At 45.6% G+C, this 23390-nt stretch carries 24 protein-coding genes and 1 other RNA gene; 12 read left to right on the top strand and 13 right to left on the bottom strand.

All coding sequences use genetic code 11. The features are described from left to right. Nucleotides 1-29: 29 nt before the first annotated feature. The 3 genes from pepF to BLS69_RS13470 form a co-directional block, all read right to left on the bottom strand. Nucleotides 30-1820 carry an oligoendopeptidase F gene (pepF, locus tag BLS69_RS13480; protein ID WP_091032222.1) on the bottom strand — a complete coding sequence of 597 codons (1791 nt, stop codon included), beginning with the start codon at nt 1818-1820 and terminating at the stop codon, nt 30-32. A gap of 213 nt (nt 1821-2033) precedes the next feature. After that, nucleotides 2034-2219 (bottom strand): hypothetical protein, encoded by a 186-nt coding sequence (locus BLS69_RS13475; RefSeq protein WP_047842378.1) that lies wholly within the window; start codon nt 2217-2219, stop codon nt 2034-2036. A gap of 3 nt (nt 2220-2222) precedes the next feature. Next, complete coding sequence (locus tag BLS69_RS13470) at nt 2223-2456, bottom strand: hypothetical protein (RefSeq protein WP_017689395.1); 234 nt, start codon at nt 2454-2456, stop codon at nt 2223-2225. A 162-nt stretch (nt 2457-2618) separates the two neighbouring features. Between BLS69_RS13470 and BLS69_RS13465 the strand changes: the two genes are divergently transcribed. Further along, nucleotides 2619-2816: a cold shock domain-containing protein gene (locus BLS69_RS13465; RefSeq protein ID WP_017689394.1), complete on the top strand. Its 198-nt coding sequence runs from the start codon at nt 2619-2621 to the stop codon at nt 2814-2816. A 155-nt stretch (nt 2817-2971) separates the two neighbouring features. Here the strand turns inward: BLS69_RS13465 and BLS69_RS13460 are convergent, their stop codons facing one another. Then, on the bottom strand, nt 2972-4144 hold the full coding sequence (locus BLS69_RS13460; RefSeq protein ID WP_091032221.1) for an MFS transporter: 1173 nt from the start codon (nt 4142-4144) through the stop codon (nt 2972-2974). 40 nt (nt 4145-4184) lie between these two features. After that, on the bottom strand, nt 4185-5525 hold the full coding sequence (locus BLS69_RS13455; RefSeq protein ID WP_091032218.1) for a polysaccharide biosynthesis protein: 1341 nt from the start codon (nt 5523-5525) through the stop codon (nt 4185-4187). Nucleotides 5526-5704: 179 nt separating this feature from the next. Between BLS69_RS13455 and BLS69_RS13450 the strand changes: the two genes are divergently transcribed. Together BLS69_RS13450 and pfkA are read left to right on the top strand one after the other, a co-directional pair. Continuing rightward, nucleotides 5705-6784 carry a tetraprenyl-beta-curcumene synthase family protein gene (locus tag BLS69_RS13450; protein ID WP_176872705.1) on the top strand — a complete coding sequence of 360 codons (1080 nt, stop codon included), beginning with the start codon at nt 5705-5707 and terminating at the stop codon, nt 6782-6784. Between the two features lie 53 nt (nt 6785-6837). Further along, complete coding sequence (pfkA, locus tag BLS69_RS13445; protein ID WP_091032214.1) at nt 6838-7809, top strand: 6-phosphofructokinase; 972 nt, start codon at nt 6838-6840, stop codon at nt 7807-7809. 83 nt (nt 7810-7892) lie between these two features. Here the strand turns inward: pfkA and BLS69_RS13440 are convergent, their stop codons facing one another. The 4 genes from BLS69_RS13440 to BLS69_RS13425 all read right to left on the bottom strand — a co-directional run bounded on the left by BLS69_RS13440 (nt 7893) and on the right by BLS69_RS13425 (nt 11979). Beyond that, complete coding sequence (locus tag BLS69_RS13440) at nt 7893-9245, bottom strand: MATE family efflux transporter (RefSeq protein ID WP_091035014.1); 1353 nt, start codon at nt 9243-9245, stop codon at nt 7893-7895. 204 nt (nt 9246-9449) lie between these two features. Then, the gene (locus BLS69_RS13435; RefSeq protein WP_091017521.1) at nt 9450-10631 is read right to left on the bottom strand and encodes a putative glycoside hydrolase; all 1182 of its coding nucleotides are present in this window, start codon (nt 10629-10631) and stop codon (nt 9450-9452) included. Between the two features lie 163 nt (nt 10632-10794). Then, nucleotides 10795-10983 (bottom strand): hypothetical protein, encoded by a 189-nt coding sequence (locus BLS69_RS13430; protein ID WP_029880762.1) that lies wholly within the window; start codon nt 10981-10983, stop codon nt 10795-10797. A gap of 174 nt (nt 10984-11157) precedes the next feature. Continuing rightward, nucleotides 11158-11979: a YitT family protein gene (locus tag BLS69_RS13425; RefSeq protein ID WP_036609659.1), complete on the bottom strand. Its 822-nt coding sequence runs from the start codon at nt 11977-11979 to the stop codon at nt 11158-11160. Between the two features lie 304 nt (nt 11980-12283). Here BLS69_RS13425 and BLS69_RS13420 point away from each other — a divergent pair, with 304 nt between their 5' ends. The 4 genes from BLS69_RS13420 (at nt 12284) to BLS69_RS13405 (ending at nt 15726) form a co-directional block, all read left to right on the top strand. Next, nucleotides 12284-13879: a degradosome RNA helicase CshA gene (locus tag BLS69_RS13420; RefSeq protein ID WP_091017518.1), complete on the top strand. Its 1596-nt coding sequence runs from the start codon at nt 12284-12286 to the stop codon at nt 13877-13879. Nucleotides 13880-14096: 217 nt separating this feature from the next. Further along, nucleotides 14097-14909 (top strand): YesL family protein, encoded by an 813-nt coding sequence (locus tag BLS69_RS13415; protein WP_091032212.1) that lies wholly within the window; start codon nt 14097-14099, stop codon nt 14907-14909. A 51-nt stretch (nt 14910-14960) separates the two neighbouring features. Continuing rightward, a non-coding RNA gene (gene ssrS, locus BLS69_RS13410) (6S RNA) lies at nt 14961-15152 on the top strand. A 181-nt stretch (nt 15153-15333) separates the two neighbouring features. Beyond that, nucleotides 15334-15726: a DUF1499 domain-containing protein gene (locus tag BLS69_RS13405; RefSeq protein WP_017689382.1), complete on the top strand. Its 393-nt coding sequence runs from the start codon at nt 15334-15336 to the stop codon at nt 15724-15726. An 86-nt stretch (nt 15727-15812) separates the two neighbouring features. Here BLS69_RS13405 and tpx read toward each other — a convergent pair whose 3' ends face one another. Then, entirely contained in the window at nt 15813-16331 is a 519-nt protein-coding gene (gene tpx / locus BLS69_RS13400) for a thiol peroxidase (protein ID WP_036609653.1), read from the bottom strand. A 148-nt stretch (nt 16332-16479) separates the two neighbouring features. Between tpx and BLS69_RS13395 the strand changes: the two genes are divergently transcribed. Beyond that, complete coding sequence (locus BLS69_RS13395; protein WP_036609651.1) at nt 16480-17106, top strand: rhomboid family intramembrane serine protease; 627 nt, start codon at nt 16480-16482, stop codon at nt 17104-17106. Nucleotides 17107-17175: 69 nt separating this feature from the next. Next, entirely contained in the window at nt 17176-18087 is a 912-nt protein-coding gene (locus BLS69_RS13390; protein WP_062833647.1) for a glutamate biosynthesis transcriptional regulator GltC, read from the top strand. A gap of 43 nt (nt 18088-18130) precedes the next feature. On the opposite strand, the gene BLS69_RS13385 is transcribed toward BLS69_RS13390, so the two are convergent. After that, nucleotides 18131-18811 carry a zinc metallopeptidase gene (locus BLS69_RS13385; RefSeq protein WP_036609646.1) on the bottom strand — a complete coding sequence of 227 codons (681 nt, stop codon included), beginning with the start codon at nt 18809-18811 and terminating at the stop codon, nt 18131-18133. 28 nt (nt 18812-18839) lie between these two features. Further along, a complete protein-coding gene (locus BLS69_RS13380; protein WP_017689377.1) occupies nt 18840-19268 on the bottom strand; it encodes a MerR family transcriptional regulator in 429 nt (142 codons plus the stop codon). 352 nt (nt 19269-19620) lie between these two features. Between BLS69_RS13380 and BLS69_RS13375 the strand changes: the two genes are divergently transcribed. From BLS69_RS13375 to BLS69_RS13365, 3 genes are read left to right on the top strand one after another with little or no spacing between them, the layout of a single operon-like run. Next, nucleotides 19621-21021, top strand: coding sequence for an ammonium transporter (locus BLS69_RS13375; protein WP_091032209.1), 1401 nt, complete (start codon nt 19621-19623; stop codon nt 21019-21021). A gap of 41 nt (nt 21022-21062) precedes the next feature. Beyond that, nucleotides 21063-22148: a DUF294 nucleotidyltransferase-like domain-containing protein gene (locus BLS69_RS13370; RefSeq protein WP_371129077.1), complete on the top strand. Its 1086-nt coding sequence runs from the start codon at nt 21063-21065 to the stop codon at nt 22146-22148. Further along, nucleotides 22145-22882 carry an exonuclease domain-containing protein gene (locus tag BLS69_RS13365; RefSeq protein WP_091032202.1) on the top strand — a complete coding sequence of 246 codons (738 nt, stop codon included), beginning with the start codon at nt 22145-22147 and terminating at the stop codon, nt 22880-22882. Before BLS69_RS13370 ends, BLS69_RS13365 begins: the two co-directional genes overlap by 4 nt. On the opposite strand, the gene BLS69_RS13360 is transcribed toward BLS69_RS13365, so the two are convergent. Beyond that, nucleotides 22868-23359, bottom strand: coding sequence for a M67 family metallopeptidase (locus BLS69_RS13360; protein ID WP_091032201.1), 492 nt, complete (start codon nt 23357-23359; stop codon nt 22868-22870). The two genes, BLS69_RS13365 and BLS69_RS13360, sit on opposite strands and share 15 nt — an antisense overlap. Nucleotides 23360-23390 lie beyond the last annotated feature (31 nt).

Here is a 23390-nt window from a genome sequence, read left to right as displayed (position 1 = left end):
AGGGATGCAGGTCACATGGAAAGACAACCTTATTTGGTTAGTTGCTCCATCTGTTCAATCAATTCCTTGAACACACTCATAGCTTCACGAATTGGCTGTGGTGTAGACATATCCACACCAGCTTTTTTCAGAATGTTGATGGAGTAATCACTGCCACCGCTCTTTAGGAAGCCAAGATAACGGTCAACAGCCGGTTGGCCCTCTTCCAGGATTTGCTTGGAAAAGCTTGTTGCTGCGGAGAAGCCAGTAGCATATTTGTAAACGTAAAAGCTGTTATAGAAGTGGGGAATACGAGCCCATTCCATTTCAATTTCTTTGTCGACAGCCATGCCTTCTCCGTGATATTTAACGTTCAGATCATAATAGATCTCGGATAACAATTGTGGTGTTAATGCGTCACCTTGTTCCGCACGTTCATGAATGATTTTCTCGAATTCAGCAAACATGGTCTGACGGAATACCGTTGTACGGAATTGGTCGGCATAATAGGTTAACAGATACAATTTTTCCTTTGGATCTGTTGATTTGTTAAGCAGGTAATCCATGAGCAACGCTTCGTTGGTTGTGGATGCAACCTCAGCCAGGAAGATGGTGTACTGGGCATCACGATACGGAAGTGTTGTATCCGAGTAATGTGAATGCAGAGCGTGACCCATTTCATGTGCGAGTGTGAACATACTGTTCAGGTTATCTTTGTGATTCAACAAGACATACGGGTGAGTGCCGTAAGCGCCCCAGGCATATGCGCCTGAACGTTTATTTTCATTCTCATATATATCGATCCAGCGGTTATCATATCCAGTCTGCAATGCGTCTGCATAGTCCTTGCCGAGTGGTTTCAGACCGTCTTTAACCGTTTGTTTCGCTTCCTCATAGGTAATATCCATTTTGTATTCGTCTACGAGTGGAGCGAACAGATCGTACATGTGCAATTGATCCACACCCAGCAACTTTTTGCGCAGGTCCATATAACGATGCAATAACGGAAGGCTCTCGTGAATGGTGTCTACCAGATTGGTATACACATCCGTTGGGATGTTATCTCCATATAGGGACATTTCCATCACGGAAGGGTACTTCCGAACATTAGCATAGAACATATTTTTGGTTACATTTGCATTCAAGGCAGCGGCAATTGTGTTCTTCTGTTTGGCATAGGTTTCGTATACCGCTTTGAAGGCACGTTCGCGAACTTCACGGTTAGGGTTCTCCAGGAACTGAATGTAGCTGCCGTGTGTCAGCTCAACTTCGTTACCATGTTCATCCTTGATTCTAGGAAACTTGAGATCTGCGTTATTCAGCATGCTGAAGATTGTCTGTGGTGCTTGTGAAAGGTTGCCTACCTGTGCAAGCAAAGCCTCTTCAGCTTGGCTAAGAACGTGGGCTTTTTCGCGTTTCATCTCTTTCAATGTAAACGTGTAAGCAGAGAGTTTTTCGTTCGCAATAAATGCGTCCAACTGATCATCCGGCAGGGAAAGAATCTCCGGTGTGACAAAAGAAAGTGCTTCACCAACCCGTACGCCTAATTTCTGGGCTTTTTGGGACAGGTTTTGATATGTAGGATTCGCTGTGTCTTCATCTTGATGCATACGTGCGTACACAAAGAGGCGTTCTATTTTGAGGCTGATCTCATCTTCGAATTCGAAGCAAGATTTGAGTACATCAGGTTGATTCAATTTGCCTTGGAATTCGGAGGCCTTCTTGGTCAAAGACGATACTTCTTCATATTCCTGATCCCAGGCTTTCTGATCGGCAAATAAATCTTCCAGTTTCCAGCTATGCTCAGCTGGCACCTCGGAACGTTTCAATAATTGACTCATGGAAATCCTCCTTTGATGATCTGATGAATGTATGGACGAAGCTGCCTTCGTCTCGCTTGCCTGTGCGGAGAGAGACGAAGGAATCAGACTAAGTACCAGGATAACAGATAGCGATTTCTGGTATTTCAACGGCCTTCCTCCTTACGATACGAATAATCTCGTATAGTATGACCTTAGGCACGTTGAAATATTTGAGCATCTGGGTCCCCTTGATTAGGTTCCCATGTTATACAGAAAATAAACGATCAGGAAAAAGGCGAAACAAATGAGCAGGGTAGCAATAAGCGCCATTCCCCGTCTCAATCGATCCGGGATGGAATTACGTCCCAAAATAAGCACAATACCTAGGGAGAAGGCAAGGATAATAAAGATGACGACATTGCTTGAGTCTAGCTGCATGGGTTAGACCCCTTTGAAGGCAGCCATCAATTGACGCCATTCATCCTCACGGTTCTCAAAATCTGCTTTTGGGAAACGGCGTTCAGCCCAGTGCATTAAGGCAGGACGGCTTAGGAAAGTATGGCATTCTTCGCCCCACTCTTCCGAAATTTCTCGCAGTACGAGATATTTGCCTTGAACTTCTACGGTCATCATATTCCACTTGTCTGTTTTGTATATTTCATGTTTTTTTATCATAGGTAGTCTCCAAACTAACGGTTTTGGTAAAATGATACCGTACCCTACGATTCAAAGCAAATTTTTTCGACATTTATGGAAAGATAAATTGCAAAATGGAAGCCCATACAGTATAATAAGGGTATTCGCCATAGATGGCGATATTTTTAGGAGGTTTTTCATTTGAAAGGTACAGTTAAATGGTTTAACGCAGAAAAAGGCTATGGCTTTATTTCAGTTGAAGGCGGCGAGGACGTATTCGTACATTTCTCCGCAATCCAAGGAGATGGCTTCAAAACATTGGAAGAAGGTCAAGCGGTAGAATTCGAAATCACTGATGGAAACCGTGGTCCTCAAGCAGCTAACGTAAACAAACTGTAAGAATTTTTCCGGTCAACGGACTTCTTATATATGATAAATTTATAGCTGAATATTAAGAACCTAAGCACAGTCCCCCAAGGGAGGCTGTGCTTTTTTTGATTCTAAAATTTTCAGTGTAAATAACGGTTGAATACGGTGTAAGTTTCCCTGTGTGTTCAGGATACACGATTGGTCATGCTGGACCATAACTTCAATCCGAAACCGATCAGTGCAGCCAGGGAGAAAGCCATAGCGGTGAGATAGAAGGTTTGTCTGCCTGCATGTTCCAGCAGCAGTCCGCCCAACGTTCCACTAAGAAGTCCCGAAGCACTGGACCAGACAATGGTGAACAAAGCCATACCCGTAGCTCTGTAGCCGTCCGGAACTAGGCGAATGATATAGCGGACCGCCGTAACGTAGAAAATACCAAAGGTAACACTGTGCATCGTCTGAATTGCAACGACAGCTGCTGGTGTATCGGATATGGACATGAGAAGCAAACGAACCGTATACATCAGTGCAGCAAAAGCGATTAGCGGCAGTTCTTTATAACGGTTTCCATACTTGCTGAGCAGTAGAAATATGGGGATTTCACTTACGGAAGAGATCAGCAAAGACCAGCCGATCAGCCCCTCGCTGGCACCAAGCTCTTTTAGCGTGATGGTAAGAAAAGCTTCGTTCATGCGATGTCCCATGGCAAGCAAAAATACACAGCCAAAAAAGGTGAGCACATCTCTGCGTTTCAAAATAGCCCATAACCCCGATAGGTCCATTTTGCTACTACTCCCCGAAGGTTGATCCTTCAATTGAAAACTGATCAATAGTGTAGTGGCAGCAAGACCAACGCAGACCCATATCGTCCATGCTGGACCAAAAGATCCAAGGAAATACCCGATACTTAATGCAAAGAAGGCATAACCAATCGATCCGAAGACTCGAATGGAAGTGAAATTTCGGCTGTACTTGCTGGCCGTTGTAATAGCCATCGTATCGGAGAGTGGATAGACCGGATAATAGAAAAAGTAAAACAGGGTTACGAGTACAAATACCTGACCAAAAGTTGTTGCGTTGGCAAGCATGATACCTGTGATCAATTGGCCACCAAGCAGAATGATCATCACTTTGCGTACTGTTTGGTAGCGGTCGCTGGCCATGCTCCAGAACATATTGGAGAACACGGAGATAAGGGGGCCAATTCCGTAAAGATATCCAATCTCAGCCCGACTGAAGCCCAGATGACTGAAGTAAAGCTGGAAGTAGGATACCACCAGAACGGTGGAACCAAAGATGGTGAACATGAGAGCCCGCAACCAGTTCTGGTCCGGGCGGGCGTTGTGACTTAATTTCATGATGAGAGACTCCAATCCTGATAACAATTCAATGATTTTATTACCCTTTCAGGGATGTTGATTTACGGGCTTTCGGCACAGACATCGTAGGTTCCTGCTTCGTGCGCCGGATGACAAGCCAGACAATAACAAGTTCGGCGAGCAGGCCAAGGGATTGGGCTACAGCGCCAATCATACCGTTCCACGCAGGGAAAATACTAACCAGTATAAGCAGCACAATTACCGTGCAGATTGCATTCGCCGTTTGCGAACGAAACATCGTTTTTGTCTGACCGCGAAGCAGAATAAGACCATTGCTGAAATCCAGAAAAGGGAAGATCAGCGGAAATAAGACAAACGCACGCAGTGTCCACAGACTTTGTTCCAACAGTTCACCCTGAACGCTCATGACATTTTCGAGTACCCAAGGTCCCAAGGGGGTATAGGCAATCGACACTATCATCGCAAACGGAATAAATCCGGTGACAAGTGCGAATTTCCGTACCAGTTTGGCGTCCACAAGGTAGAAATTCAGCACGATCTGATGGATGTATGTAAAGAAACTTAGCATCAACTGCATCAGACTGCTTGCTATGGCAAAGGACGAAATGGCTAGTGCGATCCCGGTCGTTTTGCCAAGTACGATGTTAATAACCGGTCCTATGAACAGCGCTACAAAGCTGGATAACAACAGCGGCTTATAAAAGCGAAATACGTCTCCCTTGCTCTCGACGGGATGATCCTCAAGCTTGGCTGGCATCTTGCGTTTGATGCTGTTTCCCTCCAGAAAGCTGACCAGCGCTTCAATCATCATGCCAGCAGCAAAAATGATAGCGCCTACACGTCCACTGTCAATGCTGTCTGTATATATGAAGTAGAGGGATAGGCCGTACATGCCGGCTAAACGGAATACCATGCCGATTGTTAACCACTTGGTGCGGTTATTCGTAATGATGATCCCCTGATAGATGTTGCGGATCACTGAAAAGATACTCACATACATGAGAATTTCATATACGTCGATGACTTTGTTCAGCAGATCCGGACTTACACCAAACAAGTATTTGAACACCCCGGTACCAACGGGAGAGTATACGATGAGAAACCCAATGAGAAGCACACAGGCAAGAAATATTTTGGTCACAAACGTGAGGGCCTGAAAGGATAGGCGATCGCGAACCAGTGCGGAACAGGTTTGCCGCAGCAGGGTGGAGGGGCGTTCCGTGAGGGTTAACAAGCTACCGGCGATGGCATAGCTGGCAATAACCGTCTCGGGATGAGCGGAACGTGCTAATGTGCTGTTTATGATGACGTGAGAAATGGTGACGAGAGAGGCGGAAATGCCAAGTGGCACAAAAAAAGAAAATAACCGTCTCCACGAAAGTGATTCACTTGACGACATGTCAACGACTCCTTTGATGGATGAAATATGCCTAGTATATCACAAAGCATTGAACGCCGATGCGATTTTTTATGCGGAATATGCGGCAGATCATTTGTACAATTAAGGGGATCATATTATAATAGGAATGGTTAAAAATCGCTCTAATACGTATTCAACCAAGTGGAGGCACATTTATTTTGAGCCAATCAAATCGAAAACGTCATCAATATCCGCGTGGACCGCTGGCATTGATGAGAGGGGTGTACAAATACACCATTCCGGAAACACGGGAGGCACTGAATGGATGGCGTGCTCAAGCTGAGGCGATTCCGAATGAGGAATTGCGTACACAGGCACTTGCCAGTCTGAAGGATAAACAGTTTCACTGTGAAGGCGGAACCGTCTACGCATTAGCTGATTTGCCCAACAGACACATTCTGATTCCGCTGATCGTTTCATATCAAACTATTAGTGATTATTTGGACAATCTGTGCGACCGCAGCACGTCGATGGACCCGGATGACTTTCGTCTTCTCCATCAATCCATGCTTGATGCGGTAGATCCCGAAGCAATTCCCGTCAATTATTATGCCCTTCGTGAGGAGCAGGATGACGGTGGATATCTGCGGAATCTGGTGACCACATGTCAGGAACTGACCCGTCAGTTACCAGGCTATACGTCCGCCAAGCCCCAAATTCAGGATCTGGCAGGCCTATACACGGACCTGCAGGTATATAAGCATATCAAGCCGGAACTGAGAGAAACGGCACTGCTCGAATGGTGGTCGGAGCATCGGCATCGCACACCTCAGTTTCGTTGGAACGAATTTGCTGCTGCAACTGGCTCTACACTGGGCGTTTTCATGCTGTTTCTGGCTGCGAGTGACGATCAGTTGACTGAAGAGCAAGCGGCCTCGATCCACACGGCCTATTTCCCACATGTATGCGCATTGCACATTATGCTCGATTATTTAATTGATCAGGATGAGGACCGCATCGGGGGAGATCTCAACTTCTGCAACTATTATGAGAATGTAGAGACAATGCTGGACCGAATTGCTTTTATTGTGGAGATGGCACGCAGCGATGTGCAGAAGATTCCGGGAAGCTCCTTTCACCGGATGATCATCGAAGGACTGATTGCCATTTACCTGTCTGATCCCAAAGTCAGCGAACAACAGGAAGTTCGCGTTGTATCCAAACGTCTGCTGAAAAATAGTCCGATCACAAGAATATTTTTCTTCATTTTCAGTCGCTGGATACGGAAAAATATGTAAGTCAGGTGTGATATTGCGGAGCCTGAAGTGAAACTAGAGGAGGAAGAAACATCATGACAGCAGTAAAGAAAATCGCAGTATTAACGAGCGGTGGTGATTCACAGGGGATGAACGCGGCTGTTCGTGCGGTTGTTCGCAGCGGACTGTTTCACGGTCTCGAAGTATTTGGAGTTCAACGTGGATACCAGGGTCTTTTGAATAATGACATTTTCCCAATGGATTTGCGGAGTGTAGGGGATATCATCCAACGTGGGGGAACGGTTCTTCAATCGGCACGTTGCAAGGAGTTCTATACCGCTGAAGGTCAGCAAAAAGGTGCGGACATTCTGCGTGCGCGTGGCATTGATGGTCTGGTTGTTATCGGTGGGGATGGTTCCTACAACGGAGCAAATAAACTGAGCAAGCTGGGCATTAACACCATGGGTCTGCCAGGAACGATTGATAACGATGTTTCTTTCACCGACTATACCATCGGATTTGATACAGCTGTAAGCATAGTAGTTGATGCAGTAAACAAATTACGTGATACGATGTCTTCACACGAACGTTCTTCCATCGTTGAAGTTATGGGTCGCCACTGTGGAGATATCGCTCTGCATGCCGGACTTGCTTCCGGTGCTGAAACGATTCTTGTCCCAGAAGTTCCATTTGACATGGACGAAGTAGCAGATCGGATGAAAGCTAACTTTGCACATGGCAAACGTCACAGTATTATCATCGTTGCAGAAGGCGTAGGCAAAGGTGAGGATGTAGCAAAAGAACTGATGGAACGTTGCCCAACGTATGAGCCACGTGTAACCGTTCTGGGTCACATTCAGCGTGGGGGTACGCCAACACCTTTCGACCGTAACCTGGCAAGTCGTCTTGGCGACTTCGCTGTTCGTAGTCTGATCGCAGGCGAGACAGACAAAGGTTGTGGCATTATTAAGGGTGAACTTACCCTGACAGATATTGATAAAGTGGTTAACACAAAAAAAGATTTCGATATGGAAACGTACCAGCTCGCACAACGTTTGTCCCAATAATTCGATTCAAAAACAAAGAGCACAATCCCGCATTAACGTGGATTGTGCTCTTTTTGTTGTTTCACAGAGTGAGTATATTAATACTACGCCTTGCGGAGTACGGCTTGTTTTTGTACCAGGAAGAGTCTCCAGAGAAGCGCTGTTGCTCCCACAGCAAGGCCGGCAATGAGGCCGATCCAGTATCCGAAGGCACCGAGTGAAGTATACGTAGCAGTTAGATAACCTACAGGCAAGCCAATGATCCAATACGCTACGAACGTGATGATCAGTGCAGGATTAACATCTTTGTAGCCACGCAATGCTCCTTGGGTCGGTGTAGCAATCGCATCCGAGATCTGAAAGAAAATGGCGTAGATGAGGAAATGCTGCGTAAGTGCAATGACCTCTCGATCGTTTGAATACACGCCTGCAATCTGTTCGCCGAACACAATCAACACGATCGCTGTCAGCAGTGAGAGGCCGATGGCTCCACCAATTCCAAGCAGACTGTATTGTTTGGCATCTCTCAGACGTCCCGCACCTGCCTCATAGCCCACAAGGATCGTAAGAGCCATACATATGCTCACAGGCAACATGTAGAGCGTAGAAGCGAAATTCAGCGCCGCCTGGTGGGCAGCAATTGTTGTGGTATCGAAACGGCTCATCATTAAAGTCACAGCAGCGAAGATGGACGTTTCGAAAAAAGTCGCAAATCCGATGGGCACTCCAATCTTAAGTAACTCTTTCCATTTGGACAATGATACACGGGTCCATTGACGGAAAATGCCATACTGAGCGAAAGGTTCGACCCGATGGACAAAACAGAGACTAATAAGAAAGATCAGCCAGTATGTACATGCTGTAGCAACACCAGCACCAACACCGCCCAATTGTGGAAAGCCCCAGCGGCCGAATATCAGCAGATAATTTAGAAAGATGTTAACGGGCAGGGAAACCAACGTAATGAACATCGTAGTCCTTGTCTGGCCCAGCGCATCCATGAAGCTGCGCAGCACCGTATATCCGAAGAGCGGGATAATGCCAAAAGCAAGTGCGCACAAAAAATAGAAGGCAACTTGGGCAACTCGGGGTTCCAGAGGCATTCCGTTCAGTATAGGGCCAAGTAACAACGCCCCGGCTCCGATCACGACGAGACTGACAGCAATCCCGAGATACAACGCCTGTATGACGTTATACCCGATCTGATCATTACGTTTGGAACCCAGCAGATGGGAAACAACAGGCGTTATGCCAATTAGAATCCCGCTTAGTCCAGTTTGAACTGGCATCCATAGACTTGTACCAATTGCAACTCCTGCAAGGTCGGCCGGAGAAAACTTGCCTGACATATTGGTGTCGAAGAACGACATGGCAGAGAGGGCGATTTGAGTGGTGAAGATGGGCAAAAATATAATCAGGAATTGCTTCACTTTTTGGGAAAAACTTGTTGTGTTCATGTTCACTGGCAGTGCCTCGCTATTCTTAATAGATGTCATCCAAGTGTCATATATGGACAGCTACTTATTGTAGAGGATTTTGTTCAATTTGAATAGGGACAGAAGCAGAGTAGGGGTGTACAGAGAAAAATGAACACCAAAAAACCTCGCTCCGCTTCAAGCAGAACGAGGTTGGATGAAATGAAAAGTATGAAAGAGTGCGGATTACTTATATTGTACACCTGATGTATAACGGTTGGACGCATTCCAGAGCAGATATTCATGCACATCCATGTCCTTCATCGCTCTAATCTGGTCTTCCACTTGTTTCTTGCCATACTTGATATAATGCCCACTGCCCAGCCAGCTTGCTGTGAAGTCCTGAATCCACGGACGAATGACGGGTTTGAGTTCTTTGGTAGGGTCTAGTTTCTTGTGTGTATCTTCCATTGAGCCCTTGATGGTTGTGTAAGGATCTTTGTCAGGGTCCTTGACCCCATACCAGCCAGTTGAATAGTGACTAGGGTATACCATCGGTGAGATCACGTCCACGTTTTCGGATATTTTAACAAAATCCTGTCCAATGCCTTCAGCCGCAGGTACAGAAGCGGCATAACCGAAAATATCAACTGAGACACGGACCCCTAGCGGGGCCAACTCCTTGCGTGCATATTGCACGAATTCAGCCACAACATCCACTCGTGACTTGTCGGATTTGGTATATTTCAGTACATCGGCTCGAGTTTCGAAACCTTCCGGGAAACGAACATAGTCAAATTGAATCTCTTTAAATCCAAGCTTGGCAGCTTCCTTGGCAATCTCAATGTTATAGTCCCATACTTCCTTGCTGTACGGATTCACAAAGCTGTCGCCTTTGCCATTAGCCCAGACAGATCCATCCTTGTTACGGAAGGAGAGCTCCGGATTTTTCTTGGCAAGAATCGTATCTTTGAATACAACGACACGTGCAATCGGGTAGACCTCATGTTTTTGCAATCGTTTCATCAAGGCATCGATATCCCGAATAAAAGGTTGGGATTTACCCATTTTCTGAAGCGCTTTGTTTTCTGTGGGGTAAGTTATGTATCCGAGATCGTCTTTGATATCAATGACCATGGCATTCAGTTCTGTGCTGTCTGTCAGTTCCAGCAATTCTTTCATACGTGCGCCGCCTGCGCTGTAGGCCGTTACATAAATACCTTTGACCACAGGTGCATCAGGTTGAGGATCCATTTTGGCAGGTGGGTTATCGGCATCGATAACAACCTGATCTTTTTGAGATTGAATAATTGCGGTGTTAAAACTGTTGGTTAACGATTGGAATTGAGGGTTTCCCTGGTCTGCCACTGCGGGGGCACCACCAAAGCTTCCAAAGGCCATAGCCAGTAAAGCCCAAAACATGTTCATTCATTTCCACTCCCTTATGTGTGCATTCCATGTATGAATTATACATTAAAGCCTCTGGGCTTTTAACCATATTAATCAAGTAATGAAACACATGGAAAAAATGAAAACCGCTTCCTGCTGAGGAAATCCCCTGCAAGAAGCGGCGTGATCAATCTGAAAAAAATTATTGAATGTAAATCTCATTTTGATGCTCACAAATACTGTACTGAATGATTTCCATTGCGTCTCCCTGTTCCAGGATGCCCAGCCCATCCCGGAGGACAATCAGTGAGTCGAGTTCATTCGGTTTCAAGAAAGGGAGCATTTCCGGGCACCATCTGTTGACAATCTCAAACAGTTTTACCGTTTCCATATCCACAATAATCACCCTTTCCTACTCGAATTCCAAAATGGTAAGTCATTCGGCGCGATTCGGGAAAGCATATGGCCTGTGAAATTGAAGGGTTGAACCTGCTATACAACATATTTAGGAGCCGTACACCGTTATTATACCACAATGTTGTGAATTGTTAACCGTACAGGTGTCTCAACTTCTGCGAAATGAACCCATAACACCAACCGTTTCCACAATGTTAACAAAAGCGTTTGGATCTGTATCCTTGATAATACGTTTAATTTCAACCAACTCGTAGCGGGTAGTTACGGTCATGAGCATGTCCTTTTCAATATCCGTGTATGCTCCCTGAGTCTTAATTTTGGTAACTCCACGAGGCCGAACAAGTAATTTTTTTAACATGGCTTCGGTTTCGTTTGTAATGATGTACAGTGTTACTTTGACGTGACTGATATGGATCAGATCAAGCACTTTGCCTGTGATGTAGATGGATACCATGGAGGCCAAGGCTGTATTCCAATTGTCACTCAGGTATCCTGCAAGCATAATGATCGTACCGTTCATACCGGCCATCACTGTACCAATCGGAAAGTCTCGTTTACGCGTGAAAATGGACCCAACAATGTCGAGTCCTCCTGTGGAGCCGCCGACTCGGAAGGAAACACCAGTGCCCATTCCAATAAGCACACCGCCAAATACAGAACTAAGTAAAGGGTCTGTAGCCACAGCAAAAACAGGCAGAAGCGCAATGAACCAGGAGGTGGCTGCTACCGAAAGAATACTTAACGTAATGAAGCGTCGTCCAAGAATAAACCAACCTGCAATGAGCAGGGGAATGTTAAGAACAAAATACATTATACTAAGATTCAACGTTGTAAAATAACCCAGAAGCATTGAAATACCGGACACCCCGCCGCTTAAAAGCTGATGGGGGACCAAAAACCAGTTAAAGCCGCAGGCAATAGCTGCAGCACCCAAAATGATCACTAAAGAGTGCCAAATTATTTTGGGCAATTTAATCACCTCATTTATATTTAAAACCAGATTGCTGGTAATCTTGAATTGTTTTGTGATATAATAATTTGTGGATATTCTTGAGTAGGAAACTTTTCCTAAATGGAGCAATAAAATTTTGAAATGTTTCAAACACATGTATGTAGTTTTAGTCTTATGTTGGGGACCCATTCATGGAATTATATTCGTTATGAAAATAATTCGTCCCGTTGGGATACCCTATAAATATTAACGCTACTTAAGAATACAGACAACAAAGTGGATTGTCCACCATGTCCACCATATAAAAGGAGCATGAATAATTTTGACAAATTTAAACTTTACAGATTTCAATCTTGAACCACTGGTGCTGCAAGCCATCACTGAGCTCGGGTTTGAAGAAGCAACACCGATCCAATCCAAAGCGATTCCTTTGGCACTCGAAGGCAGAGATTTGATTGGTCAAGCTCAAACAGGTACGGGTAAAACAGCTGCATTCGGTATTCCGTTGATCAGCAAAATCACAAAAAGTGATGAGAAAATCCGCGCCCTTATTATGGCACCTACACGTGAACTTGCCATTCAAGTTGCTGAAGAGATCGAAAAACTCACTCGCTTCAAAGGTCTTCGCTCCCTGCCAATCTACGGCGGACAAGATATCGTGCGTCAAATCCGTGCACTGAAAAGAAAACCACAGATCATCATTGGTACACCTGGACGTCTCCTTGACCACATCAACCGCAAAACAATCAAACTAGATGATGTACAAACTGTTGTACTGGATGAAGCAGATGAAATGCTCGACATGGGTTTCATGGAGGATATCCAATCCATCCTGAAACAAGTTCCAGACGAGCGTCAAACCATGCTGTTCTCAGCAACAATGCCTCCTAACATTCAAAAATTGGCACAACAATTCTTGAACAATCCTGAACACATTTCTGTGATTCCGAAACATGTTAGTGCACCATTGATTGACCAATCCTATATCGAAGTACCTGAGCGTCAAAAATTCGAAGCATTAAGCCGTTTGTTGGATATGGAATCTCCTGAACTGGCGATCGTATTCGGACGTACAAAACGTCGTGTTGACGAATTGGCTGAAGCTTTGCAAAAACGTGGATATTCTGCAGACGGTCTTCATGGTGACTTGTCCCAGAATCAACGTGATGCGGTAATGCGTAAGTTCCGTGACGGCAGCATTGACGTACTCGTTGCAACAGACGTGGCTGCACGTGGTCTCGACGTATCTGGTGTAACTCACGTTGTTAACTTTGACCTTCCGCAAGATCCGGAGAGTTATGTTCACCGTATCGGTCGTACAGGTCGTGCGGGTAAAGAGGGTGCTGCTTGGTCCTTCGTTACACCGCGTGAGATTGATCACTTGCACTTCATCGAGCGTGTAACACGTCACCGTATTCCACGTAAACCACTGCCAACAATGGCAGAAGCGGTTGAAGGTAAACAACGTTTGACAGCAGAGCGCTTGCTGGAAATCGTACAATCAGGTGAACTGAACGAATACAAAGGTATTGCGATTCAAATGCTTGAGCAATATGATTCTGTTCAACTGTTGTCGGCTGCACTGAAGCTCCTGACAGGTGACAAGAAAGATGCTCAAGTTGATCTGACTCCTGAAGATCCAATCCGTGCAAAACGTCGTAAACCGGATGTTCGCTCTGGCGGACGTAAACCATCAGGTTACAGCGGTAACCGCACAAGTGGTAGCGGCGGCAGTGGTGGTGGTTACAACCGCGATCGCAACAGCAGTGGTGGCGGACGTGGCGGTTACAACCGTGATCGTAACAGCGGCAGCAGCACTGGTGGTGGAAGCAGAGAAGGTGGTTACAACCGTGACCGCAAACCGCGTCCAAGCAGTAACGAAGGACGTCGTCCAGCGAAAGATTCTTCTTTCGAGTAATATAAACGTATAATCTGAAAAATGGAGCGGGCAACTGCTCCATTTTTTTATTTTCAAAATTACTGCATCATTTATTTCACTGCCAGAAGCGGCTAGAAGCGCTAGTTAAGGACAATGACGATCTCTTTTCGGGAAGTACTGGCTTTTCCTATCTATAATAAGGTATATTAATATTAGACTTCAGGTAATACGCAAGGCTGCAGAGGAGGAGAAATGTTTGGAATTTAAAGGAGCTATGGGTGGGATCTACCGGCTTACAGAGTGGATTACGAGACTGGCCGCAACCAATCTGTTGTGGGCTATTTGTTCGTCTCCGTTCTTGTTTTTCTTGATTATGAAACTGCTCGTGATGCAGCAGAACCTCGCAAACGAATCATTGCAAATGAACTGGGCTATAGCTATTGTGGCACCGCTTACACTGTTCCCGGCGACTTCGGCGCTGTTTACGGTTGTTCGTAAATGGAATATGGGCGATACGGATGTACCGATCTTCCGTACTTTCTTTGTAGGTTACAAGGAAAACTACAAGCAAAGTTTAATTGGGGGCATTTTTTACACACTGCTGTTCGCGATTATGTATCTGGATTATACAGTGTACATGACGCAGTTCCGCAATATGCAGCTCGTGGGAATCATCATGTTAGTACTGCTTCTCTTGTTATTTGTATCACTCTTTAACTTTTTCTCGATGGTTGTACACTATCATATGTCCATCGGACTCATTATCAAAAACGCGGTATTGCTTACGCTGATCAGACCATTCCGTGTATTTTCCACATTGCTGGGAAGTGGATTGCTGTTCTACATCGGTTTCCGTTATCCGGTCTTGTTCGTTTTCTTCATTATCAGCATCATTGCTTGGTTCGCTTTCTTTAACTTCTACGCAACCTTCAACAAGATGCAGGAGCAGATGGAGAAGTTGCAACTCAAGAAGGAAGAAGAGGAAGCTGCTGCGCTGGCTGAACAATCAGCAGAGAATGGTGAAACATCTGAGCCATCAGACGACAAAAACATTACATTGCAAAAATAAAACATGATGGATCGCCATTTACTTTTTACACAGTTAGGGATATAATAATTGTACATCCTGCGATGTACGTTTCGGTTATTCGTTGTTTTGAACCAATGATGATGTCTTCGGGAGATCAACACAGAATGTTGCTGAAAAGCCCTGTCTATACGACATGGGGACTTCAAAAAGCATTTTTGCGGTCACCCACCTGCCAAGCAGGTTCATAAGACAATGTAGCCGGACGGCATAGGCGGGTTCCTAAATCTTATGTACAGCACCCTGACTTTTCCTCTTCAGAAGGAATTTCAGGGTGTTTTTAAGTTGTAATGAATGTTTTTGATTGGTTTTACGATAAATATGATGCTTGCCCTTTTGTTACTACTTGAACAATGTTACACTAAGATACATAAATGGAACGGTTACATTCAAAGGAGGAAGGGTCTTGACCTTAAAGAGAACGCTCGTCGGTATCATCCGCAGCATGGAGGGGACCAGCGATCGAGCCAAGGATCCCAAATTAAAAACACGGTATTATAACTTATCCAAAGACAGAGCCTGGGAAGAGGTCTCTTCGACACTCAAAAAGATTCCGGGTTATAAAGTGCTGCATGAAGTGCCTTCTGTTGGAGAAGTTATTCTGGAGAAGCGGACTACCTTTGGACGGACGATGGATATTACAGTTTCCATTATTTCGGTAAGTCCTGTTCGTAGTGCGGTGGATATGTATTCAGCTTCACGTGGTTCACTTGGAGACTTGGGTTCCAATTATCGCACGATTATGAATTTATTCTCTGTACTCGATAAAAAGCTAAGCAAGTATAAAGCAAATGATTGAAATAGATGATAAATAACAAAAAGCGAGTGAAGGTTAACCTTCCTCGCTTTTGTTCTGAACGTATGATAACTTCTACAGCAAAGCTTTTACAGCAAAGCTTTTACAGCAGCAATTGCTTGTTCGAAGTTAGGGGAGTCTGTCATTTCAGGCAAATACTCCACATATGTAATCCGGTCTTCGGCATCCAAAACAAAAATGGAGCGCATGTCGAGTTGGAATTCTTTGATCAGAACGCCGTAGTCTTCACCGAAAGAACGTGTTTTGTAGTCTGACAATGTAACTACGCGGTCAACACCAGCTGCTCCACACCAACGGGCCTGAGCGAACGGAAGGTCAACGCTGACTGTCAAGACAACAACATTGTCTCCGAGTTCTCCAGCTTCCACGTTGAAACGACGAGTTTGCGCATCGCATACGCCAGTATCCAGGGAAGGAACAACGCTGATTAATTTGATTTTGCCTGCGAAGTCTTTCAGGGAAGCGTCCTCAACCAGGTTCTTGCTCAGTGTAAAATCAGGTGCTTGATCGCCCACTTTCAGTTCGGGTCCGATCAATGTAATAGGGTTGCCTTTAAATGTGGCTGCGCCTGTACGTTCTTGTGTCATAATAATGTTCCTCCTTATAAATTGGTGATCCGTGCCAAAATCCATTATAATCTTTTATGAAAGGCATTGTCCAATTCGGGCATGTACCATTACGATGGATCAGAGATGTAAGTCCGATCTGAACAGGGTGGAGTGAAAGAAGAAATTTATGATATTTATTCGCTATGAGAACTGGAAAGGTTATTTGAAGTATTTCCCTTTGACGTCGCTTTTTTTAATTGCCAATGTAGTCATGTTTATTGTGTTAACGGTGAACGGTGGATCAACGAACAATATGGTGCTGCTGAAATTTGGGGCACTCACGAATCATGAACTGTTCGCACATGAATGGTGGCGTTACATTACATCCATGTTCCTGCATGCGGGCTTCAGTCATTTATTGTTTAACAGCTTTGCGTTAATCGTATTTGCACCACCGATGGAGCGGTTGCTCGGGTCGGTAAGGTATGGTGTATTGTACCTGGGTGGCGGTGTATTGGGTAATATTCTTGCTGTTGCGTGGTACAACTCGGTTGGGAGTATTACCATCTCGGTAGGGGCTTCAGGAGCGATCTATGCTGTCTATGGTGCATTCCTATATGTAGCACTGTTCCAGCGAACGATGATGGATGAGGCTTCGCGCAAAACGATGTACACGTTGCTTTTGTTCGGAATCATATTCTCCTTCGCCATGTCGGGCATCAATTGGATGGCTCACCTCGGAGGATTGTTGGGTGGATTCTTTATTTACGGACTGTTGATCAGGTTGTGGAAACCCCGTAGCTTAAAGCGGTAGTCAGAACGTTCTCAAGATGGAATGCAATCAAGGATAAGTAGGGTATAACAGATTGGAGCGATCAGGCGAGTGGAATTAAGACAGTTGCATTACTTTTTGAAAGTGGCACAGAAGGAACATGTAACACAGGCTGCTGAAGAGTTGCATGTGGCACAGTCGGCGGTGAGTCGTCAGATTCATCAGCTGGAAGAAGAACTGGGCGTGGATCTTTTTATGCAAAAGGGACGAAATCTGCAGTTGACTGCAGTAGGGCAGCTTTTTTGCAAACGAATTGAAGGTATCTTGAAAGATTTGGACAAGGCAGTCGGGGAAGTTCATGAGTTTCTGGACCCGGAGCATGGGGAGATTCGAATTGGATTTCCGCATAGCCTGGGGATTCATCTCATTCCTTCCGTGGTGGCTGCTTTCCGTCAGCGCTACCCCAACGTGAAATTCAGATTTAAGCAGGGGATGTTCCCTACACTGATTCGTGATGTATTATCGGGTGAGGTAGACTTGGCATTTATTTCTCCTTTTCCAGAGAAGCATGATCAAGTAGATGGTGATATTGTACTTACGGAAGAATTACATGCCATCCTTCCCCCCAATCACCCGTTAGCTGGTGAAGAGACAATTGCGCTTGAACAGCTCAAGGATGATAAATTTGTATTGTTTAGCAAAGGTTATTCTCTTCGTCCTATTGTGTGGCATGCCTGTCTGGAAGCTGGTTTTACACCCAAGATTGCTTTTGAAGGGGAAGAGACCGACACTATCCGCGGATTGGTTGCTGCGGGCATGGGGGTCAGTCTGCTGCCTGAGATGGCGTTATTCCAGACGAACCCGTTGCAACCGGCACATGTGGCCATCTCTCATCCCAAAGTAACACGGACCATTGGGTTAATTCACCGTGCGGATGACAAGCTACCGCTGGTTGCCCAGTCCTTTCGTTCATTTTTGCTTCATTATTTTGGTTTACAACAAAACAATACCCCATCCGATTAACGGTGGGGTATTGTTTTTTGTTTTTGTTGTATTAGGTATCTGATTAATCGCGGCTGTTGAAGATTCCGATGTAACGAATCAACTCAAGCAGTGAGATCAACGCTGCAGCAACATAAGTCAAGGCTGCGGCATTCAGAACTTTTGCAACACCTTTTTCTTCTTCATTACGAATGTACCCTTCGGATACCATAATCTCTCTAGCGCGATTACTTGCATTGAACTCAACCGGTAAAGTGATGAGTTGGAATGCTACAGTTACGGAGAAGAAGATGATACCGATACCTACAAGGTTCATGGCATTGAAGATGAATCCTGCAATCAACAGGAATGGAGCTAATCCGGATGCAAAGTTCACAATTGGGAAGATCCGGTGACGCAGTGCCAGCATCGGATAACTTTCTTTATGCTGAATGGCGTGGCCAACTTCGTGACACGCTACCGAAACAGCTGAGATTGAGTTTTCGTAATATACTGGTTCTGATAAACGTACAACCCGATTGATCGGATCATAGTGATCAGAGAGCGTGCCGCGTACAGGTTCAATTGGAACATCGTGCAGGCCGTTAGCATCAAGCATCTGGCGAGCGGCATCGTAACCAGTCATTCCGTTCTGGTTCGGTACCTCCGACCAACGTCTAAACGTACCTTTAACGCGAAATTGCGCCCATAAAGAGAGCAAAAAGGCGATAATGATCAATACGAACATACCGTTATTAAAACTCATATTCATTCCTCCGCTTTCTAAAAATAAGCTACATCATGGTGTTCTCAAGCAAGATTTTTAGTGCCTCCATTGTACCGGCACTTTTGGTGAGGAGTCCTGCCATCATTTTACGTGCTTGTACAGGTTTCATCTCTCCAAGTAGCGGTTTGAGTTCGTTAACCTCTCGCTCAAGTTGTTGTACATGAAGCTCCAACGTTGTCAGTTTGCTGGCAACTTGTTCTTCTGTACTAACCAGACGCCACTTCTCAAGAGATTGCTTAATCTCGTCGAGACTATACTTCTCTTGTTTCATCTGTACAATACGTTCAAGCCTCGTTAAAGTTTCATTACTATAGAGACGATAATTTTTTTGTGTACGTTCTTCGGGAGCGATTAGTCCAAGCTTTGTGTAATAATCAATCGTCCGTTCACTAACACCAGCGGTCTTGGCAAGTTCGCCAATCCGAAAAAGTTTCATATCCCCAATGATATTCACCTCGCTTGCAAGTTCAAATGTAGGGAATTGTAGTTTCCACTTGTGAATTTCTAGACTACGCCCAATTTTTCTTACTAATAAGTATGATACATGATCTTTAACCGTACAGTCAAACGTTATGCTTTGGCAATCAGCATACTGCATTTCTATATCTATGTACTCATAGAATGTGATTATGTACTTAAGTGCAAGAAAAAGACGTATGACTTTATTCCCAGAAATAATTTTCAGTTTTGATGAAAATACTCTTGTCAACTTTCCTCTCTTCTGCTTATAATGACATTAAGAGTTTCACGTTATGTGAAGAAACTTAACATAAGAGGGAGTGGGGTATATGAGAAAGAAATGGTTGGTTTCCATGTTAGTAATGCTTACTTTGCTCGCTTTTCCGGTCAGCGCATTTGCGGCTGCGGAGGGTCCGACTAACATTGAACTTCAAAGTGGTTTGAACTCAGCCTTTACGTTTCTGGCTGTTGTACTGGTGTTCTTGATGCAAGGGGGATTTGCTTTACTCGAAGCGGGTTCAACACGAATGAAGAATGCAGGACACATTGCGGGTAAGACCATCCTGACATTGGGAATTTCAGTTATTGCCTTCTGGGCTTTGGGTTTCGGTCTTGGTTTCGGTAATGGTAACAGCTTCTTTGGAACAACAGGATTCTTCCTGAGTGGTGACAAGATGGCTGCTTCCTTCGAATCACTGGCTTTCTCCGATGTTCCACTGACTATTAAATTCGTATTCCACCTCGCCTTTGCGGCGGTATCTCTGGCCATTGCCTGCGGTGGTATGGCTGAACGTGCAAAGATGAGCGTATATATTGTTTTCGGTACTCTTTATACCATTATCATGTATCCGGTTGTTGCTCACTGGGTATGGGGCGGCGGCTGGTTGGCTGAGCTGGGTATGCAAGACTTTGCAGGATCGACGGTTGTTCACTTGACTGGTGCGACTGCAGCATTGGTAGCGACCATCTTGTTGAAACCACGTATTGGTAAATATAACAAAGACGGCAAACCTAACATCATTCCAGGTCACAACCAAGTGTATTCCGTACTCGGGGTTATTATCCTCTGGATCGGTTGGTTCGGATTCAACCCAGGTAGTACATTATCTGCCATGGGGGATGGATTCTTCGGTTATGTTGCATTAACTACTAACGTAGCTGCTGCAGCCGGTGGTGTTGCTGCGCTGTTGATCTCATGGGCAGTACTTGGTAAGTCTGATATCCCTAGCATGTTAAACGGTGTGCTTGCGGCACTCGTTGCAATTACAGGAGCATGTGCATTCGTTGAACCTTGGGCAGCGCTGGTTATCGGTGCTCTGGCGGGTATCATCACATTCTTCACAGCACAGTACTTCGATCGTAAAGGAATTGACGATCCAATCTACGCTTTCTCCGTGCATGGTATTGCGGGTATGTGGGGTGCGATCTCCACGGGCTTGTTCGCTACTCCTGAACTTGCCGAGAATGCTGGTGTAGGTCAAGCGGGTCTGTTCTATGGCGGTGGATTCCACCAATTGGGCGTACAGCTTCTCGGTCTGGCAGGTGCTTTTGCCTTCGTACTGGTAATGTCCTTCATTATTCTGGGCGGAATGAAAGCAATCATGGGCATCCGTGTTACTGAAGAAGAAGAAACAATGGGTCTGGATATCAGTGAGCACGGTACTTACGGATACCCTGAACAAATGAAAAATGTAGATTCTAAATCCAATGGTGGTACGTTCAGCTCCTGAGGTGAATGATGCTGAATCATGCTTCAAGGAGGCTGGACATGATGGAACCCATCTCGTATACAAACTATTCCTGGTCTTATCAGGGAATCGATGGTGCGGTGTCTTCTCAAGAACTGCGCCAGGCACGTGTGATATTACAGAACGAGCTCCAGGAATTGTTGTCCGCTTCCTTGTCGCCGATCGAGTGGTACCAAACGGTAAATGAACTGCATGACCGGATTGCACGGAAAGCAGTAGAGTTATGCATTCAGGGGATGGTTGAGGAAGGCTTCGGCCAACCTCCCGTCCCCTATGCCTTTATCGTATTTGGCAGTTCCGGCAGGGAAGAAGCAACGTTATGGAGTGATCAGGATAATGGCATGATCATTAGCGATACTCCGCATGAAGGTAAAGAGGAATATTTTGCTCAGCTCGGACAGCGAATGACGGATATGTTGGAAGAGCTTGGTTACGCCAAATGCGAAGGCAAAGTCATGTGCTCTGAGCCACTCTGGAGAAAAACGCTGGCGTCATGGAAGCATCAATTAGCAGATTGGAGCTCGGATCTGAATTGGGAGCCCGTTCGTAATCTCATTATTGCTTCAGACATGCGTTTTGTTGCAGGTGAGCAAAGTCTGGCGGAGGAATGGATCACGAGTTTTTATGAACAGTTCAGACTGGTTCCTGAACTTTCGGATGCAGTTCTTCGCAATACGGTTAAACATAAAGCTACATTAAATGTACTTGGACGTGTGGTCACAGAACGATTTGGTGAACATGCAGGCGGATTTGATGTTAAGTATGGTTTGTACATTCCGCTGGTGAACAGTGCCCGTTATTTGGCTTTGCAACATGGGATCAAGGAGTCATCGACGTTAAAAAGAATGGAGAGACTGACTTCACTTGAAGCTGTTCCATTTACATTACTGGATGCATGCCAGCGGGCCTTCTTAGCAGCTTTGAAGTTTCGCAGAAGTACACCGGTTGTCATCAAAGGGGATTTGCAACATAGCAGTGGGTTCCTGGATGAGAAACAGATGAAACAAAAGCAAATTCATTATGAGCTCAGGGATACGCTCGGGTTGGTACGACGAGTGCATCGTGCTTTGCAAAGACAGTTGCGTTTTGCAGAAAGGAGACGTCCATGAGAGAGCCGGCAAGGGGCAATACAGGATTCTGGAATTCGCTGCGTCAGGGAGGGGTTCCTTCCGCCATCGCTTCCATTATGGGAGCCCCTACGGCGCAACACATGGCGTTTATCCGCTCTATGATGAGAGAACAGCGCAGACCTGAGGTTCTGCATACGCCTCTAAATGAGCTGGACGCAGTTGTATTTGATCTGGAAACGACGGGTTTTTCGCCCCAGCATGGGGATGAGATTATCTCATTTGGTGCGGTCCGTATACATGGTGGTGTGGTACTGGAAGGAGAACAGTTCTATACGGTGGTGCAGTCCAAGACTGCGGTTCCGGAACATATTACTGAACTTACAGGTATTACGCAGGAGATGACGCTGGACGCACCAACTTTGCTGGAAGGGCTGCATGATTTCATGTCTTTTGTAGGTGGAAATGTTCTGATTGCACACGCAAGTGCGCATGACCGAGCTTTTCTGAATGCGGCTCTGTGGCGGACTTCAAAGGTAAGGCTGACACATCGTTTAATCGATACGATGATGTTGGCCCGCTGGCTTGAACCGAGCAGGCCGGGGTATGGTCTGGATGAATTGCTGGAATCCAGAGGCATTCCGATCTATGGGCGTCACCATGCACTGGAAGATTCCAAAATGACTGCACAATTATGGTCCTGTTATTTGGAGGACATGATGCGTAAAAATGTGGAGACCTTGGGTGATTTGTATACCCAGCTAAGTCACGCATAACGGAACGGGAAGCAGATTGTATGAAGGCACAACGCGGTGTGCCGGATCTTGCGGTTTCTTCGAGGGTTCAATCAGATAACCGTTCAGATGCATATGAGATCGCAACCCGCTTGTTAGGTCGGGTGAGCCGATGAGGTACATCTGAAGCAAACCGGCGAAGGCCGGAAGAGCTTGCAAGTCCTCTAAGGAAGGAACAGGCCTAGTCTCCGGATGAGAATGGAAGATACCAATGAGCTTGGGCTCGGAGAATACGCACCGAATCCATTCGGCATCGTCCAGAGTAAAATGGTGCAGCGGGTCAGGTGCTACGTTACGAATGGGCTGAAACCGACTGATTCGTATACCGCCCGCTGCGGTTTCACCCAGCATAACCCCGCAGGCTTCTTGCGGCAGCGAAAGGAACATGTGCTTTGACATCTCTTGTTCTACGGAAGAAGGGATGTAGAAGACGTTTTGCTGCCCGTGAAGTGCTGCCATTTGTATTCACCCCTCTCTCTTTGGCTCCTGC

Source organism: Paenibacillus sp. CF095, from assembly GCF_900101225.1.
In the GTDB taxonomy this organism is placed as follows: Bacteria; Bacillota; Bacilli; order Paenibacillales; family Paenibacillaceae; genus Paenibacillus.
The sequence above is the reverse complement of the archived record's forward strand: the minus strand, read 5'-3'. Positions and strand labels throughout refer to the sequence as shown.

Excerpts from the sequence above, each read along its gene's own strand:
- tpx (WP_036609653.1), bottom strand. The coding sequence starts at position 16,331 with ATGACACAAGAACGTACAGGCGCAGCCACATTTAAAGGCAACCCTATT.
- BLS69_RS13385 (WP_036609646.1), bottom strand. The coding sequence starts at position 18,811 with ATGAGTTTTAATAACGGTATGTTCGTATTGATCATTATCGCCTTTTTG.
- BLS69_RS13380 (WP_017689377.1), bottom strand. The coding sequence starts at position 19,268 with ATGAAACTTTTTCGGATTGGCGAACTTGCCAAGACCGCTGGTGTTAGT.
- BLS69_RS13435 (WP_091017521.1), bottom strand. The coding sequence starts at position 10,631 with ATGAACATGTTTTGGGCTTTACTGGCTATGGCCTTTGGAAGCTTTGGT.
- BLS69_RS13430 (WP_029880762.1), bottom strand. The coding sequence starts at position 10,983 with ATGGAAACGGTAAAACTGTTTGAGATTGTCAACAGATGGTGCCCGGAA.
- BLS69_RS13395 (WP_036609651.1), top strand. The coding sequence starts at position 16,480 with ATGATATTTATTCGCTATGAGAACTGGAAAGGTTATTTGAAGTATTTC.
- BLS69_RS13375 (WP_091032209.1), top strand. The coding sequence starts at position 19,621 with ATGAGAAAGAAATGGTTGGTTTCCATGTTAGTAATGCTTACTTTGCTC.
- pepF (WP_091032222.1), bottom strand. The coding sequence starts at position 1,820 with ATGAGTCAATTATTGAAACGTTCCGAGGTGCCAGCTGAGCATAGCTGG.
- pfkA (WP_091032214.1), top strand. The coding sequence starts at position 6,838 with ATGACAGCAGTAAAGAAAATCGCAGTATTAACGAGCGGTGGTGATTCA.
- BLS69_RS13470 (WP_017689395.1), bottom strand. The coding sequence starts at position 2,456 with ATGATAAAAAAACATGAAATATACAAAACAGACAAGTGGAATATGATG.
- BLS69_RS13370 (WP_371129077.1), top strand. The coding sequence starts at position 21,063 with ATGGAACCCATCTCGTATACAAACTATTCCTGGTCTTATCAGGGAATC.
- BLS69_RS13455 (WP_091032218.1), bottom strand. The coding sequence starts at position 5,525 with ATGTCGTCAAGTGAATCACTTTCGTGGAGACGGTTATTTTCTTTTTTT.
- BLS69_RS13440 (WP_091035014.1), bottom strand. The coding sequence starts at position 9,245 with ATGAACACAACAAGTTTTTCCCAAAAAGTGAAGCAATTCCTGATTATA.
- BLS69_RS13475 (WP_047842378.1), bottom strand. The coding sequence starts at position 2,219 with ATGCAGCTAGACTCAAGCAATGTCGTCATCTTTATTATCCTTGCCTTC.
- BLS69_RS13365 (WP_091032202.1), top strand. The coding sequence starts at position 22,145 with ATGAGAGAGCCGGCAAGGGGCAATACAGGATTCTGGAATTCGCTGCGT.
- BLS69_RS13360 (WP_091032201.1), bottom strand. The coding sequence starts at position 23,359 with ATGGCAGCACTTCACGGGCAGCAAAACGTCTTCTACATCCCTTCTTCC.
- BLS69_RS13460 (WP_091032221.1), bottom strand. The coding sequence starts at position 4,144 with ATGAAATTAAGTCACAACGCCCGCCCGGACCAGAACTGGTTGCGGGCT.